The organism is Pseudoduganella sp. GW821-FHT12E03, assembly GCF_058807115.1.
Window position 1 is genome coordinate 332,301 of the sequence record NZ_JBXAQJ010000007.1, and the last position, 14,220, is coordinate 346,520.

Here is a 14,220-nt window from a genome sequence, read left to right on the forward strand (position 1 = left end):
GGAGCGAACGCTATGAGCATTGTGGAAGTTAAGACACCGGACATCGGTGACTTCAAGGAAGTCGAAGTCATCGAATTGCTGGTCAAGGTTGGCGACACCATCAAGGTGGACCAGTCGCTGGCGACCGTGGAATCGGACAAGGCGTCGATGGAAATCCCGTCGAGCCATGCCGGCGTGGTCAAGGAAATCAAGATCAAGATCGGCGACAAGGTGTCCGAAGGTTCGCTGCTGCTGCTGGTGGAAGATGCGAACGCGGGCGCCGCGCCTGTCGCCGCTCCCGCCGCCGCAGCGCCGGCTCCGGCCGCCGCCGCACCGGCGCCAACCGCTGCCGCTCCGGCGGCTCCAGCTGCGGCCCCCGCAGCCCCCGTTTCCGCTGGCCCCGTCGACGTCAAAGTCCCGGACATCGGCGACTTCAAGGAAGTCGAAGTCATCGAACTGCTGGTCAAAGTGGGCGACACCGTCAAGGTCGAGCAATCGCTGATCACCGTGGAATCGGACAAGGCATCGATGGAAATTCCATCGAGCCACGCCGGTGTGGTCAAGGAAATCAAGGTCAAGGTCGGCGACAAGGTTGCTGAAGGTTCGCTGGTGCTGGTGATTGAAGCTGCCGGTGGCGCTGCCGCTCCAGCTGCTGCAGCTACCCCAGCGGCCGCCGCTGCCGCGCCTGCTGCAGCTCCGGTAGCCGCTGCTCCTGCCGCAGCCGCACCAGCCGCTGCCGCCGCACCTGCGGCGTCGCAAAGCTCGGTACAAACCGGCAAGCTGGCGCACGCTTCGCCATCGATCCGCAAGTTCGCCCGTGAACTGGGCGTGGACCTGGGCAAAGTCGGCGGTACCGGTCCGAAAGGCCGCATCACGCAAGCGGACATCCAGGCCTTCGTCAAGGGCGTGCTGTCGGCGCCTGCCGCTGCCCCGGTGGCTGCGGGTGGTGGTGTTGGCGGTGGCGGCAACTTCAGTGTGCTGCCATGGCCATCGCTGGACTTCAGCAAATTCGGCGAAACCGAATTGCTGCCGCTGGCGCGTATCAAGAAGATTTCCGGCCCGAACCTGCACCGCAACTGGGTACAGATCCCGCACGTGACGACCTTCGACAAGGCCGACGTGACGGACCTGGAACAGTTCCGCGTGGACTCGAACGCCGCCAACGCGAAGAACAAGGATGCCGCCAAGCTGACCATGCTGGCCTTCGTCATCAAGGCTTCCGTGGCCGCGCTGAAGAAGTTCCCTGTGGTGAACTCGTCGCTGGATGAAAAAGGTGAAAACCTGATCATCAAGAAGTACTTCAACGTTGGTTTTGCCGCCGATACGCCGAATGGCCTGGTGGTGCCGGTGGTGAAAAACGCCGACCAGAAATCCGTGTCGCAGATCGCCCGCGAAATGGGTGAGCTGTCGCTGCAAGCGCGCGAAGGCAAGCTGAAACCCGCCGACATGCAGGGCGCCACGTTCACGATTTCGTCGCTGGGCGGCATCGGCGGTACGGCCTTCACGCCGATCGTCAATGCGCCGGAAGTCGCGATCCTGGGCCTGTCGAAGTCCACCATCGAGCCGGTGTGGGATGGCAAGCAATTCCAGCCGCGCCTGATGCTGCCGCTGTCGCTGTCGTTCGATCACCGTGTGATCGACGGCGCCCTGGGTGCACGCTTCAACGCCTATCTGGCTGAAGTGCTGGCCGACCTGCGCAAGATCTTGCTGTAAGGAGCCCTGGATGACCGAAGTTAAAGTACCGAATATCGGCGACTTCAAGGAAGTCGAGATCATCGAAGTGATGGTCAAGGTGGGTGACACCATCAAGGTTGACCAGTCGCTGGTGACCGTCGAATCCGACAAGGCGTCGATGGAAATTCCTTCCAGCCACGCTGGCGTGGTCAAGGAATTGAAGGTCAAAGTGGGCGACAAGGTGGGCGAAGGTTCGCTGGTGTTGCTGATCGAAGAAGGCGCGGGCGCCGGCGCTGCTGCTCCGGCAGCGGCCGCTCCTGCACCGGCTGCCGCGGCTCCGGCCGCAGCGCCTGCCGCTCCTGTCGTGGCGCCGATCGCTGGCGGCTACAGCGGCCAGATCGACATCGATTGCGACATGATGGTGCTGGGCGGTGGCCCTGGCGGCTATTCGGCTGCCTTCCGCGCTGCCGACCTGGGCATGAATACCGTGATCGTGGAGCGCTACGAAACGTTGGGCGGCGTGTGCCTGAACGTGGGCTGCATTCCGTCGAAGGCGCTGTTGCACGTGGCCTCCGTGATCGATGAAACGGCGCACATGTCCAACACTGGCGTCACTTTCGCCAAGCCGACGATCGACATCGACCAGGTACGCAAGTACAAGGAAGGCGTGATCAAGAACATGACCGGCGGTCTGGCCGGTATGGCCAAGGCGCGCAAAACGCAGATCGTGGTCGGCGTCGGCCAGTTCCTGAGCGCCAATCACATCGAAGTGACGGCCAAGGATGGCAGCAAGAAAGTGGTGCAGTTCAAGCAGGCCATCATCGCCGCCGGTTCGTCGGTCGTGAAACTGCCATTCGTGCCGGAAGATCCACGTATCGTGGATTCGACCGGCGCGCTGGAACTGCGCCAGATTCCTAAGCGCATGCTGGTCATTGGCGGCGGCATCATCGGCCTGGAAATGGCGACGGTGTACTCGACCTTCGGCGCACGCATCGACGTGGTGGAAATGCTGGACGGCCTGATGCAGGGCGCGGACCGTGACGCTGTCAAGGTATGGCAGAAGTTCAACGAGAAACGCTTCGACCGCATCATGACCAAGACCAAGACGGTGGGCGTCGAAGCCCTGCCGGAAGGCATCAAGGTCACGTTCGAGGCGGCGGAAGCTGGTGTCACCGCACCGGAACCGCAACTCTACGACATGGTGCTGGTGGCCGTTGGCCGCAGCCCGAACGGCAAGAAACTCGCCGCCGACAAGGCCGGCGTGATCGTGACCGATCGCGGCTTCATCAACGTCGACAGCCAGATGCGCACCAACGTGCCAAACATCTTCGCCATCGGCGACCTGGTCGGCCAGCCGATGCTGGCGCACAAGGCGGTGCATGAAGCGCACGTGGCGGCGGAAGCGGCACACGGCGAGAAAGCCTACTTTGACGCCAAGATCATTCCATCCGTCGCGTACACGGATCCGGAAGTGGCGTGGGCCGGTATCACCGAAGACGAAGCCAAAGCCAAGGGCATCAAGGTCGAGAAGGGCCACTTCCCATGGGCCGCGTCGGGCCGCGCAGTGGCCAATGGCCGCGCGGAAGGCTTCACCAAGCTGCTGTTCGATGCGGAAACGCACCGCATCATCGGCGGCACCATTGTCGGCACGCATGCCGGCGACATGATTGGTGAAATCGCGCTGGCGATCGAGATGGGCTGCGATGGCGTCGACATCGGCAAAACCATCCACCCGCACCCGACCCTGGGTGAATCGATCGGGATGGCGGCGGAAGCCTATGAAGGCGTCTGCACCGACTTGCCGCCACCGCGCAAGCGTTAAGCAGGCAAGCTGTAAAAGCAAAAGCCCGGAATCATCCGGGCTTTTTTTTACTCGACATTTCGGGGCCTGGCCCCAAAAGTACTATCGTTCGCTTAGCAGGCGATAGTCTTAGTTACCGCTGCGGTATTTGTCGAAGTTGGCTTCGAAATCCTTGAAGTTATCGGCCAGCATTTTTTCATGCTGCTCGAGGTAGTACTTGCGGGCGGGTTCGGACTGCGCCGTGAATTCTTCCACGTTGCGGGTGGCCATGGCCAGCATGTAGGCGTTGAAGCGGGTCGCCGCAAACATCAGTGCGGGGCCGATGACGTTGCGGTCCATGTTTTGGGCCTTTTCGTTCGCGGTGGTGATGAAGGTATCAACCAGCTGCATGAACTGTTCGTCGGTGGTAGGAGTAGTGCTCATATTTAAAACGCCTTGGGTTGGTGAGATTGGCATCCTGCCATGAATCGGTGGATGTAACAACTTGGCTGTTGTTTTATCAAATCACTTCAAATCAAATTGAGCGTCATATCGATCTGATCGGCCACCGGCGCGCTGCGCACCAGCGAACGGGCCTTTTGCAGGGCGGCACGCGCTTCCGTATTGCGGCCCAGGCGGCGGAACAGCAGGCTGCGCAGGCTGAAGTAATACGCGTAGCCGGCCAAGTCGTGTTCCAGCGGTTCCAGCATGCGCAGCGCGGCGGACGGTCCCCGCAAATGTTCGACCGCCACGGCCCGGTTCAGGGTGACGATGGGCGAGGGGTGCACGGTTTCCAGCACGCCATATAAACGGTCGATTTCCGCCCAGTCGGTGCGCCGCGCGCTGGCGGCCTGGGCATGCACCACGGCGACCGAGGCTTGGATCTGGTACGGCCCCAGCGGTTTGCAATTGGCGGAGCGCTGCGCCAGCGGCAGCGCTTCCGAGATCAGTGCATGGTCCCAGCGGCTGCGGTCCTGCTGCGCCAGGGGCACCAGCGCGCCATGGGTATCGATCCGGGCATTGGCCCGCGCGTGTTGCAGCATCAGCAGGGCGGCCAGGCCCAGCGTCCCACTGTCATACGGATAGAGCCGCGCCAGCAAGCGCGCCAGTTTGATGGCTTCGTCGCACAATTCCGAGCGGATGCCGTGGCGGCCATTGCTGGTCGAATAACCTTCATTGAACAGCTGATAAATCAGGGTCGACACGGCCACCAGGCGCTCGGCGCGCTGGTGCTCAAGGATGTCGTCAAACGGCGTGGCGGCTTCCGACACGCGGTGCTTGGCGCGCAAAATACGCTGCACCATCGCCGCTTCGCGGATCTGGAATGAATGGGCGATGGCGGCGACCGGGACGCCGGACACCAGGCGCAGGGCCAGCGCCATCTGGTGCGAGGGCGGCAAGTCCGGGTGGCAGCAGATATACAGCAGGCGCAGGGTGTCGTCGCGGTAGGGAATGTGGCTGTCGGGATCGAGCATGTCGGCGCCAGCGCCAAACAGCAATTCCGCATCGGGCAGGGCCAGCGCGGCATAGCGGCTGCCCAGCGCTTCCTGGCCGGTATTGCGTCCGGTGGTGACCAGCCAGGCCAGCGGATCGCGCGGCAGGCCAGTGCGCGGCCATAACTGCAAGGCGCCGAGGCTGGCTTGCTTGTGGGCGTTGACGGCCAGGTCCAGGTCGCGGAAATGCCGTAACAGCGCCGCCATCGCCTGCGGCCGCGTGGCGGACAGGGTGGCATGGATGATGTCGCTGATGGAATGTTCGCGATGGCCCATGGCTCAGCTTACCTCAGATTGCGCTGTGGAAAACACACCTTTGCGTCAGGGTAACAAAAAACCGGGCAGTGGCCCGGTTTCAGCGTTCGTGACATGTTCTTAGCTGGCGATGAACCGTGACGGGATTTCAATCCCGCCCGATCGCGCCGCCTCGGCATAGGCGCGTAATTCATTGATGGCTGCATCGAGCTGCTCCTCGGTCGGGTTGGATTGAAAACCCTTGATACGCTCATTCAGCGAGGCCACCTTCCTGCTCCATTCGAGCCGATCCACCTTGCTCATATAACCTCCCTTATCGAAAGGTACAGGATGCGCCTGCACGGGAGAATGCTCAGTACGGTGCCGCACATTTAAATCTGTCGGCGGGGCAACTCAAGTGGCCGGGGTGGCCGGACGGCGCAGGGCGCCGCCGAGGAACATGTCGAGCCCGATGTTGAGCTGGCGGTGGATATCTTCCATGGGCGGCAAGCCTGCCGGCTGGAACAGGTAGCGCCGGATCTGGTCGCCCATCAAACAGTTCAGTAATTGCACAGTCAGCATGTCCAGCGGCACGTCGTCGCGCAACTGGGCGCGGATGTCGGGGCGGGAAAACAGGCGGATCAGGTGGGCGCGGGTCTGGCCGGGGCCGACGTCAAAAAACGCTTGCGCCAGTTCCGGATTCGATTGCGCTTCCGCGATCACCATGCGGTGCAGGGCAATTGCCGCCGGCGAAGTCAGCAGGGACATCAAGTGCAGGCCGAAGTCGAACAGCACGTCGCGCAGCGGCCGCGTGGTGGTGTCGACGTCGTCCATGTCGGCAAAGAAATGGGAGCGTCCAGCCGCGATCACGGCGGCAAACAAGCCGGCCTTGCCGCCGAATTTCACATAAATAGTGCGCACCGCCACCCGCGCCTGTTTGGCAATCATTTCCAGGCTGACCTTGTTGTAGCCCTTGTCCATGAACAGTTGGGCTGCCGTGATCACCAGTTCCTGGACGCGAGCTTCCGCGTCGGCGGCTTTCGGCCGGCCCTGCGTTTTTTGCTGGCACGGCAATATGTGCTCTCCCGGGCAGGGGAAGCTAAGGTCTTGTTTGGAAAGCAATTCCTGGGTAATGGTTTTCGACATGGCGTGCAGGCTGGAAGACAGATGGCATCTTATCAGATGGGGACTTTAGTCCAAAATAAAATGAAATGCAATCGTTTCATTTCTTGACTTGGCCGATTGCTTGGCGAATAATGCACCTATCCCATTTCATTATTTGGAGCGCCGACATGCCGACCCAGCACAGCCAAGCAGAGCAAAAAGTGCTCAGCGCCGTCCCAAGCCACAGCCCCGATCATCCGGCTCAGTCCCCATCCCAGACCCTAGCCGCCGGTGCGCCGCCCTCGAATACCCGCGTGCTGCTGATCGCCGGCCTGATCGCCCTGGCGGCGGTTGGCGCCGGTGGCCGCATGTGGTACCGCAGCCATAACTTCGTCGAGACGGAAAACGCTTACGTTGCCGGCCACGTGCATCCGGTGTCGAGCCGCATTGCCGGCGTGGTCAGCAAGGTGCTGATCGAAGATAACCAGCTGGTCAAGGAAGGCGACGTGATCGCCGAATTCGATCCCTTCGACCAGCGGGTGCGCGTGGAACAGATCGAGGCGCAAATCGCCGCCATCGAACAGCAAGTGTTGCAAGCCGATGCGCAAATCGCGCAAGTCAATGCCCAGGCGTCCGCCGCCGGCGCGCAAGTGGCGCAGTCGCAGGCGCAATTGCTGCGCGCGTCGCAAGATGCCGAGCGTTACGGCCAGCTGTATTCGAGCCAGATGAAAGCCGTGTCGAAAGCCGAACTGGACGCGGCCAACGCGGCCCGCGCCGCCGCCACGGCCGATCTGGCCGCCCGCAAGGACAACGCCATTGCCGCCAAGGCGCAAATCGGCTCCGCCACCGCCGCGCGTGAAGTGCTGAAGGCGCAAGCCAATGTCTTGAAAGTGCAGTTGAAGGACGCGCAGCAGCAACTGGCGTATAACCGCATCACGGCGCCGGTCACGGGCCGGATCGGCAAGCGCACGCTGGAAGTCGGCCAGCGGGTCCAGGCCGGCCAGCAATTGACGGCCATCGTGCAGGATAACGTGTGGGTCACGGCGAACTTCAAGGAAACCCAGCTGGCGGAACTGAAAGTGGGTCAGCCGGTGCACCTGTCGGTGGACGCCTTGCCGGGCAAGGAACTGGTTGGCCGTGTGGATAGTTTCGCGCCGGCGTCGGGTGCGCAATTCGCGCTGTTGCCGGCCGATAACGCGACCGGCAACTTCACCAAGATCGTGCAGCGCGTGCCGGTGAAAATCACCTTTAAACAGGAAGACTTGAAAGCCCTGCAGGGCCGCCTGGTGCCGGGCATGTCGGTGATCGCCGAAGTGTCGCTGAAAGAGACGGCCGCCGCTGAAAAAGCGCAGGCCACCGCGCACGCCAACGCGCAGAAAACTGCCCATTAATCCGGCCGCTTCGCAAGGGAGTCCGCAATGAGCAGTGCAACCCTCGACAGGGCGCCGCAACTGGCCTTGGAAGGCCAGAAGGTCGACGCCCGCACCTGGATCGCGGTGGCGGCCGGCATGCTGGGCGCCTTCATGGCGGTGCTCGACATCCAGATCACCAACGCGTCGCTGAAAGACATTCTCGGCAGCCTGAACGCCACGCAGGAAGAAGGGTCGTGGATTTCCACCGCCTACCTGGTGGCGGAAATCATCGTCATTCCGCTGACCGCGCTGCTGACCCGCGTGTTTGGCGCGCGCCGCTACATGATCGGCACTACCGCGCTGTTCCTGCTTTTCTCGACCCTGTGCGGCGCCGCGTGGAACCTGCAAAGCATGATCGTGTTCCGCATGGCGCAAGGCTTTAGCGGCGGCGCTTTGATTCCGATGGCGATGACGCTGGTGATGGCCAAACTGCCGCCGTCCAAGCGCGCGATCGGCATGGCGGTGTTCGGCCTGACTGCCACGCTGGCGCCGTCGATGGGCCCAACCCTGGGCGGCTACCTGAGCGAACTGTATGGCTGGCCTTCGATCTTTTACATCAACTGGGTGCCGGGCATCCTGCTGATCTGCGGTATCGCCTATGGTCTCGACAAGGAAAAGAGCCAGCTGCACCAGCTGTTCCAGGCTGACTGGATCGGCATCGGTTTCATGGCGCTGGGCCTGGGCGCGCTGACGATTTTCCTGGAAGAGGGCAATAGCAAGGATTGGTTTGATTCCGGCTTCATCGTGGCGTTTGCCGCGCTGGCCCTGATCGGCCTGCTGGGCTGGATCGTCACCAGCGCCACTCGCGCCGATCCGTTTGTCAACCTGCGCCTGTATGGCCAGCGCAATTTCCTGGTGGCGACCGCCTTGTCCGCGGTGTTCGGCATGGCGCTGTACGGCTCGTCATTCTTGCTGCCGCTGTACCTGGGCCAGATCGCCGGCTACACGCCGATGCAGATCGGTGAAGTCATCATGTGGGCCGGCTTGCCGCAACTGTTCATCATGCCGTTCGTGGCCAAGCTGTCGTCGAAAGTCGATAACCGCATCCTGTGCTCGTTCGGCCTGTTCATGTTCGGCGTGTCGTGCCTGATGAATGCGTATATGGATGCATCGACCGGCTATGACCAGCTGCTGCTGTCGCAAGTGGTGCGCGCACTGGGCCAGCCTTTCGTCATGCTGACCCTGTCGAACTTCGCGATGCAGGGCATTGCGCCGCAAGACATGCCGTCCGCATCGAGCCTGTTCAACATGACGCGCAACCTCGGTGGTTCGGTTGGCATCGCACTGCTGGCCACGTCGCTGACGCAGCGCGAACACTTCCACTCGCAGCGCTTGGGCGAAGCCATCACGTCGTTCTCGCCGGCGGTGCAGGAACGCCTGGCCAGCATGACGCAGGCATTTATCGCCAAGGGCATCGATCCCGCCAATGCCGCCGACAAAGCGCTGAAAGCCATCGACAGCATTGTGCGGCGCGAATCGTATGTGATGGCCTATAACGACGGTTTCTTTATTGTCAGCGCGATCCTGATGGCGTGCATCGCTGTGATGTGGCTGTCGGACGAAGTGAAATCCCCTTCCGGCGGCGGCGCCGGCGCACACTGATAGAAAAAGGATAGCACCATGTTCAAACGTATTACTCTGGCTGCCGCTGTCACTGCCGCGATGTTCGCGCTGACAGGTTGCGCCACCGTGGGCCCTGAATTTTCCGCGCCAAACAATGTGGCGGAAGCGAGCTTCCGCCATGCACCGGGCGCCGCATCGGAAGCGCGCCTGCCGGCGCAATGGTGGAGCGTGTATGGCGATGACACCCTGAACCGCCTGGAACAAAGCGCCTTGCGCGACAGCCCGACCGTAAAAGCCGCCGCCCAGCGTTTATTGCAGGCGCAGGCGCAACTGGGCGTGGTGAAATCGAGCCAGGGTCCGGCCGTCAATGTCAGTACCGGCGTCTCGAATTCCCGCACCTCGGCCAACACCTCGCAGGGCCTCGCACTGGGCCATCGCTCGATTCACGGAGACAATTTCTCGGTGGGCGCATCGCTGTCGTATGAAGTCGACTTGTGGGGCCGCGTGCGCCGCCTGGTGGAAGCGACCGACGCCCAGGCACAGGCCGCTGAAGCCGACCGCGATGGCGTACTGCTGCTGTTGTCGGCGCAAGTGGCGTCCAACTATTGGCAGCTGCGCGGCCTGGATACGGAAATCGCGATCTTGAATGGCGCGCTCGATACGCGCCGCGAATCGGAACAACTGGTGAACGCGCGCTTCAATGCGGGCCTGTCGAATGAACTCGATACGTCGCGCGCCCGCATCGAACGCGCCAATGCGGAAGCGGACTTGCAGGAAGCCGTGCGCCAGAGGAATACGCTGGAACATGCGCTGGCCGTGCTGACGGGCGCCTCGCCATCGTCGATGCGGTTGCTTGCCGCCGGCAGTGCGCTGCCGCAGCCGCCGGCGATCCCGGTCGGCCTGCCGGCCAGCCTGCTGTCGCAGCGCCCCGACCTGGCCGGCAGCGTGGCGGCATTGCGCGCGTCGAATGCGCAGATCGGCGTGGCGGAAGCGGCGTTTTATCCATCGATCAGCCTGACCGGCAATTTCGGCTTTGCCTCGGAAAGCCTCGGTGACTTGACTAAAGGCGGCTCGCGCCAGTTCAGCATCGGCCCCCTGGCCTTGTCGCTGCCGGTCTTCGACAGCGGCCGCAACGACGCCAATTTGAAACTGGCCAAGGCCCGCTATGAAGAAGCGCTGGCCAACCACGAAGGCCGTTTGCTGACCGCGCTGCGCGAAGTGGAAGACGCGTTGTCCGACGTGCAGCAAAAGCAGCAACAGCAGCAGGTGCAGGCGCAGTCGCGTGAAGCGGCCACCCGCGCCTACCAGGTGGCGCGGGCACGCTATGAGCGTGGCCTGTCGACTTACCTGGACGTGACGGATGCGCAGCGCAGCGCGCTGGCCGCCGACCGCGCCGCCGCGCAAATCACCACCCAGCGTTTGCTGGCGACTGTCGCCGTGGCGCGCGCGCTGGGCGCGGGATGGCAGCCGACGCAGGCGCTGGCGCAAGTGGGCCAGGCCGCGGTGCGTTAATGCATCACAAAGGTTACGCTGGCGAGGCCTGTGGCACTGGCGCCGCAGGCCCGAAGCGTTCCAGCATAAAGTCGATAAACGTCGCCAGCTTCGGTGTCGGCTGGCGGTCGCGCGGGTAAATCAAATGCATGGGGCGGGGCACGGGCAGGCAGTCGGCCAGCACCGGCACCAGCCGTCCCGCCGCGATATCTTGCGCCAGCAATAATTCCGCCTGCAGCACCAGACCAAAACCGTTCAGCGCCGCCGTCCGCAACGCCTGGCCGCTGCTGGAACGGAAGCGGCTCTCGCGCGGCCGCGCGGTGCTGCGCTCGCCATCGGCTTCGCGCAGGCGCCAGCGCATTTGCGGCGTCCATTGCATGAAGTCCAGGCACTCGTGGTGCGCCAGGTCGGCCGGCGTGCGCGGCACGCCATGCTGCTCCAGGTAGGCCGGCGAGGCGCAAATCGCCATCGCATACGGGCGCAAAGGCCGCGCCACCATGGCGGAATCTTCCAGGTCGCCGATGCGGATCGCGGCGTCGTAACCTTCTTCGACCAGGTCGACGACGCGGTCGTTCAAATTCAAATCCAGGCTCACTTCCGGGTGCGCGCGCAAGTAATCCGTCATGGCGGGACTGACCCATTCGCTGCCGAACGACACCGGCGCCGTGATTTTCAGCTTGCCCCGGGGCGCGGCACGCATGGCTTCCGCGCCGCTTTCCGCCTGCCGTATCTGCGCCAGGATGGCGCGGCACTGGTCGGCGTATTGGCGGCCGATTTCCGTCAGGCTCTGGCGGCGCGTGGTGCGCGCCAGCAGCCGCGCGCCCAGCAAGGATTCCAGCGCCTTGATGTGCTTGCCCACCATCACGGGCGAGATGCGGAACGCTTCCGCCGCCTGCGTAAAACTGCCGGCATCGACGACGGCGACAAAGATTTCCATGCTGCGCAATTTATCCATGATTACTAATCCATAGTTTGGAATGTTGTAAATCCTAGCGCATTTATTCTTTTTGTGACGGAAGCGATACTGGCTGCACTTTAACCCCTCAAGGAGAAACAGCATGAAAGTCATCGTGATCGGCGCCACCGGCACCATCGGCAAAGCCGTCGTGGAACAACTGGGCCAGCGCCATGAAATCATTACCGTTGGCAGCAACAGTGGCCAATACCAGGCGGATATCTCGGACATTGCCCAGGTGCGCGCACTGTTCGAACGCATCGGCAAGGCCGATGCGGTGGTGGTCACCGCCGGCGCGCTGGCGTTTGCGCCGCTGGCGGAATTCACCCCGGAGCAAATGCGCGTCGGCCTGGACAGCAAACTGATGGGCCAGGTCAACGTGGCGCTGGTGGCGCAGCATGCGTTGAACGATGGCGGGTCCATCACGCTGACCAGCGGCTGCGTATCGGAGATGACGATCCGCAATGGCGTCAACGCGTCGCTGGTGAATTCCGCGCTGGACGGTTTTGCGCGTGGCGCCGCGATTGAACTTGCGCGCGGCATCCGCATCAATGTCGTCAGTCCGACCCTGCTGACGGAATCGCTGGAAACGTATGGCGAGTACTTTATCGGCTTTGAAACCGCGCCGGCCTCGCGGGTGGCGTTGGCTTATAGCCGCAGCGTGGACGGGGCGCAGACCGGCCAGACCTATAAAGTCTGGTAAGGCGCAAACGGCAATGTCACAATTGACGCCTTTCCAGAACGAGATGCCCGGCCTGAAGGCCCGGCACCTGGGATCCTCTAACAAGAAAGGCGTCTAATGAAAAAACTGCTGCTGCCCCTGCTGCTGGCCATGATGGGTAACGCCGCCACCGCGGCCCTCGCCACGGTCGATGAATTGCACAAGATGACCAAACGCTACGCGCCCGTGGCGCTGAAGGCGGATGCCGCGAAACTGTCGGCCGGCGACAAGCGCGCCATCGCCAAACTGATCGAAGCGGCCAAGGTCATCGATGTGCTGCAGTTGCGCCAGCGCTGGGCCGGCAATGAAGCGCTGTGGAGCGCGCTGCAAAAAGACAAGACGCCGCTGGGCAAGGCCCGCCTCGATTACTTCTGGCTGAACAAGGGGCCGTGGTCCATCCTCGATGGCCATACCTCGTTCCTGCCGCAGCACGTTGGCGGCATCGCGATTCCCGACAAGAAGCCGGAAGGCGCGAATTTCTACCCGGCCGGCGTGTCGAAAGAGGCGCTGGAAATGTGGATCAACGGCTTGCCGGCTGCGGATAAGGAGCAGGCGCAGTGGTTCTTCACCACCATCCGTGCCGGCGCGGACATGAAGTTCAAGGCCGTCAAGTATTCGGAAGAATACCGGCCGGAACTGGAAAAGCTGGCCAAGCTGTTGAAGGAGGCGGCGGCCGCCACCGATAACGCGTCGCTGAAAAAATTCCTCGGCCTGCGCGCCGACGCTTTCCTGTCGAACGATTACCTGGCCTCCGATTTCGCGTGGATGGACCTCGATTCGCCGGTCGATGTGACGATCGGCCCGTATGAGACGTACAACGATGAACTGTTCGGCTACAAGGCGGCGTTTGAAGCGTACGTCAGCATCCGCGACCAGAAGGAAACGGACAAGCTGAATTTCTTTGCGCAGCACATGCAGGAACTGGAAGACAACCTGCCGCTCGACGCGCAATACCGCAACCCGAAAGTCGGCGCGCTGGCGCCGATGGTGGTGGTCAACCAGGTGTATGGCGCGGGCGACGGCAACATGGGCGTGCAAACCGCCGCCTATAACTTGCCGAACGACGAGCGCGTGATCAGCCAGCGCGGCTCCAAGCGCGTGATGCTGAAGAACGTGCAGGAAGAAAAATTCAAGGCGACGCTGACGCCGATTTCCAAGCTGGTGCTGCGCCCGCAAGACCAGAAAGACCTGGATTTCGATTCCTTCTTCACCCACATCCTCGCGCATGAAATCATGCACGGCCTGGGCCCGCACGCCACCACTGTCAATGGCCAGCCATCGACGCCGCGCCAGGATTTGAAGGAAGCGTATTCCACCATCGAAGAAGCCAAAGCCGACATCACCGGCCTGTATGCGCTGATGTACATGATGGACAAGGGCCAGTTGAAAAACTCGCTGGGGCAGGGCGAGGAGGCGGAGCGCAAGCTGCACACGACGTTCCTGGCCTCGGCCTTCCGCACCCTGCACTTCGGCCTGACGGATTCGCACGCGCGCGGCATGGCGATCCAGGTCAATTACCTGCTCGACAAGGGCGGTTTTATTGCGCACGGCGATGGCGTGTTCTCGGTCGATTTCAAGAAGATCAAGCAGGCGGTGCTGGACCTGGACCGTGAATTCCTGACCATCGAAGCCACCGGTGACTATGCGCGCGCGAAAGACATGATGACCCGCTATGTGGTGATCCGTCCGGAAGTGCAAAAGGCGCTGGACAAGATGAAAACCGTGCCGAATGATATCCGTCCGTCATTTCCGACGGCGGAGGCGTTGTTGAAGCGATAAATCATGGCGCCGGAAAGTTGTTGGTTGTTCTATAA

12 protein-coding genes are annotated in these 14,220 nt (G+C 62.3%); 7 read left to right on the forward strand and 5 right to left on the reverse strand.

Going from position 1 to position 14,220, the window contains the following annotated elements; all coding sequences use genetic code 11:
• Positions 1–12 precede the first annotated feature (12 nt).
• A complete protein-coding gene (gene aceF, locus AC1RRC_RS19570) occupies positions 13–1,692 on the forward strand; it encodes a dihydrolipoyllysine-residue acetyltransferase (RefSeq protein ID WP_493057195.1) in 1,680 nt (559 codons plus the stop codon).
• 10 nt (positions 1,693–1,702) lie between these two features.
• The gene (lpdA, locus tag AC1RRC_RS19575) at positions 1,703–3,475 is read left to right on the forward strand and encodes a dihydrolipoyl dehydrogenase (RefSeq protein ID WP_493057196.1); all 1,773 of its coding nucleotides are present in this window, start codon (positions 1,703–1,705) and stop codon (positions 3,473–3,475) included.
• A gap of 108 nt (positions 3,476–3,583) precedes the next feature.
• Here lpdA and AC1RRC_RS19580 read toward each other — a convergent pair whose 3' ends face one another.
• The 4 genes from AC1RRC_RS19580 to AC1RRC_RS19595 form a co-directional block, all read right to left on the reverse strand.
• Positions 3,584–3,877 (reverse strand): DUF3144 domain-containing protein, encoded by a 294-nt coding sequence (locus tag AC1RRC_RS19580; protein WP_493057197.1) that lies wholly within the window; start codon positions 3,875–3,877, stop codon positions 3,584–3,586.
• Positions 3,878–3,963: 86 nt separating this feature from the next.
• A complete protein-coding gene (locus AC1RRC_RS19585) occupies positions 3,964–5,202 on the reverse strand; it encodes an RNA polymerase sigma factor (RefSeq protein WP_493057198.1) in 1,239 nt (412 codons plus the stop codon).
• Positions 5,203–5,301: 99 nt separating this feature from the next.
• Positions 5,302–5,484: a hypothetical protein gene (locus AC1RRC_RS19590; protein ID WP_493057199.1), complete on the reverse strand. Its 183-nt coding sequence runs from the start codon at positions 5,482–5,484 to the stop codon at positions 5,302–5,304.
• A 90-nt stretch (positions 5,485–5,574) separates the two neighbouring features.
• Positions 5,575–6,234, reverse strand: coding sequence for a TetR/AcrR family transcriptional regulator (locus AC1RRC_RS19595; RefSeq protein WP_493057200.1), 660 nt, complete (start codon positions 6,232–6,234; stop codon positions 5,575–5,577).
• Between the two features lie 218 nt (positions 6,235–6,452).
• Between AC1RRC_RS19595 and AC1RRC_RS19600 the strand changes: the two genes are divergently transcribed.
• Genes AC1RRC_RS19600 through AC1RRC_RS19610 form a run of 3 tightly spaced genes read left to right on the forward strand, consistent with a single transcriptional unit; the run spans position 6,453 to position 10,751 of the window.
• On the forward strand, positions 6,453–7,655 hold the full coding sequence (locus AC1RRC_RS19600) for an HlyD family secretion protein (RefSeq protein WP_493057201.1): 1,203 nt from the start codon (positions 6,453–6,455) through the stop codon (positions 7,653–7,655).
• Positions 7,656–7,682: 27 nt separating this feature from the next.
• Complete coding sequence (locus tag AC1RRC_RS19605; protein ID WP_493057202.1) at positions 7,683–9,278, forward strand: DHA2 family efflux MFS transporter permease subunit; 1,596 nt, start codon at positions 7,683–7,685, stop codon at positions 9,276–9,278.
• 18 nt (positions 9,279–9,296) lie between these two features.
• Positions 9,297–10,751, forward strand: a complete 1,455-nt coding sequence (locus tag AC1RRC_RS19610) for an efflux transporter outer membrane subunit (RefSeq protein WP_493057203.1) — start codon at positions 9,297–9,299, stop codon at positions 10,749–10,751.
• Positions 10,752–10,764: 13 nt separating this feature from the next.
• Here the strand turns inward: AC1RRC_RS19610 and AC1RRC_RS19615 are convergent, their stop codons facing one another.
• Positions 10,765–11,685, reverse strand: a complete 921-nt coding sequence (locus tag AC1RRC_RS19615) for a LysR family transcriptional regulator (RefSeq protein ID WP_493057204.1) — start codon at positions 11,683–11,685, stop codon at positions 10,765–10,767.
• A 103-nt stretch (positions 11,686–11,788) separates the two neighbouring features.
• Here AC1RRC_RS19615 and AC1RRC_RS19620 point away from each other — a divergent pair, with 103 nt between their 5' ends.
• Together AC1RRC_RS19620 and AC1RRC_RS19625 are read left to right on the forward strand one after the other, a co-directional pair.
• A complete protein-coding gene (locus AC1RRC_RS19620) occupies positions 11,789–12,388 on the forward strand; it encodes a short chain dehydrogenase (RefSeq protein WP_493057205.1) in 600 nt (199 codons plus the stop codon).
• A gap of 96 nt (positions 12,389–12,484) precedes the next feature.
• Positions 12,485–14,185 (forward strand): dipeptidyl-peptidase 3 family protein, encoded by a 1,701-nt coding sequence (locus tag AC1RRC_RS19625; protein ID WP_493057206.1) that lies wholly within the window; start codon positions 12,485–12,487, stop codon positions 14,183–14,185.
• Positions 14,186–14,220 lie beyond the last annotated feature (35 nt).

What these genes read in the sequence shown, in the direction of transcription:
- AC1RRC_RS19605 (WP_493057202.1), top strand. Translation starts at nt 7,683, where the DNA reads ATGAGCAGTGCAACCCTCGACAGGGCGCCGCAACTGGCCTTGGAAGGC.
- AC1RRC_RS19625 (WP_493057206.1), top strand. Translation starts at nt 12,485, where the DNA reads ATGAAAAAACTGCTGCTGCCCCTGCTGCTGGCCATGATGGGTAACGCC.
- aceF (WP_493057195.1), top strand. Translation starts at nt 13, where the DNA reads ATGAGCATTGTGGAAGTTAAGACACCGGACATCGGTGACTTCAAGGAA.
- AC1RRC_RS19580 (WP_493057197.1), bottom strand. Translation starts at nt 3,877, where the DNA reads ATGAGCACTACTCCTACCACCGACGAACAGTTCATGCAGCTGGTTGAT.
- AC1RRC_RS19585 (WP_493057198.1), bottom strand. Translation starts at nt 5,202, where the DNA reads ATGGGCCATCGCGAACATTCCATCAGCGACATCATCCATGCCACCCTG.
- AC1RRC_RS19600 (WP_493057201.1), top strand. Translation starts at nt 6,453, where the DNA reads ATGCCGACCCAGCACAGCCAAGCAGAGCAAAAAGTGCTCAGCGCCGTC.
- AC1RRC_RS19610 (WP_493057203.1), top strand. Translation starts at nt 9,297, where the DNA reads ATGTTCAAACGTATTACTCTGGCTGCCGCTGTCACTGCCGCGATGTTC.
- AC1RRC_RS19620 (WP_493057205.1), top strand. Translation starts at nt 11,789, where the DNA reads ATGAAAGTCATCGTGATCGGCGCCACCGGCACCATCGGCAAAGCCGTC.
- lpdA (WP_493057196.1), top strand. Translation starts at nt 1,703, where the DNA reads ATGACCGAAGTTAAAGTACCGAATATCGGCGACTTCAAGGAAGTCGAG.
- AC1RRC_RS19615 (WP_493057204.1), bottom strand. Translation starts at nt 11,685, where the DNA reads ATGGATAAATTGCGCAGCATGGAAATCTTTGTCGCCGTCGTCGATGCC.
- AC1RRC_RS19590 (WP_493057199.1), bottom strand. Translation starts at nt 5,484, where the DNA reads ATGAGCAAGGTGGATCGGCTCGAATGGAGCAGGAAGGTGGCCTCGCTG.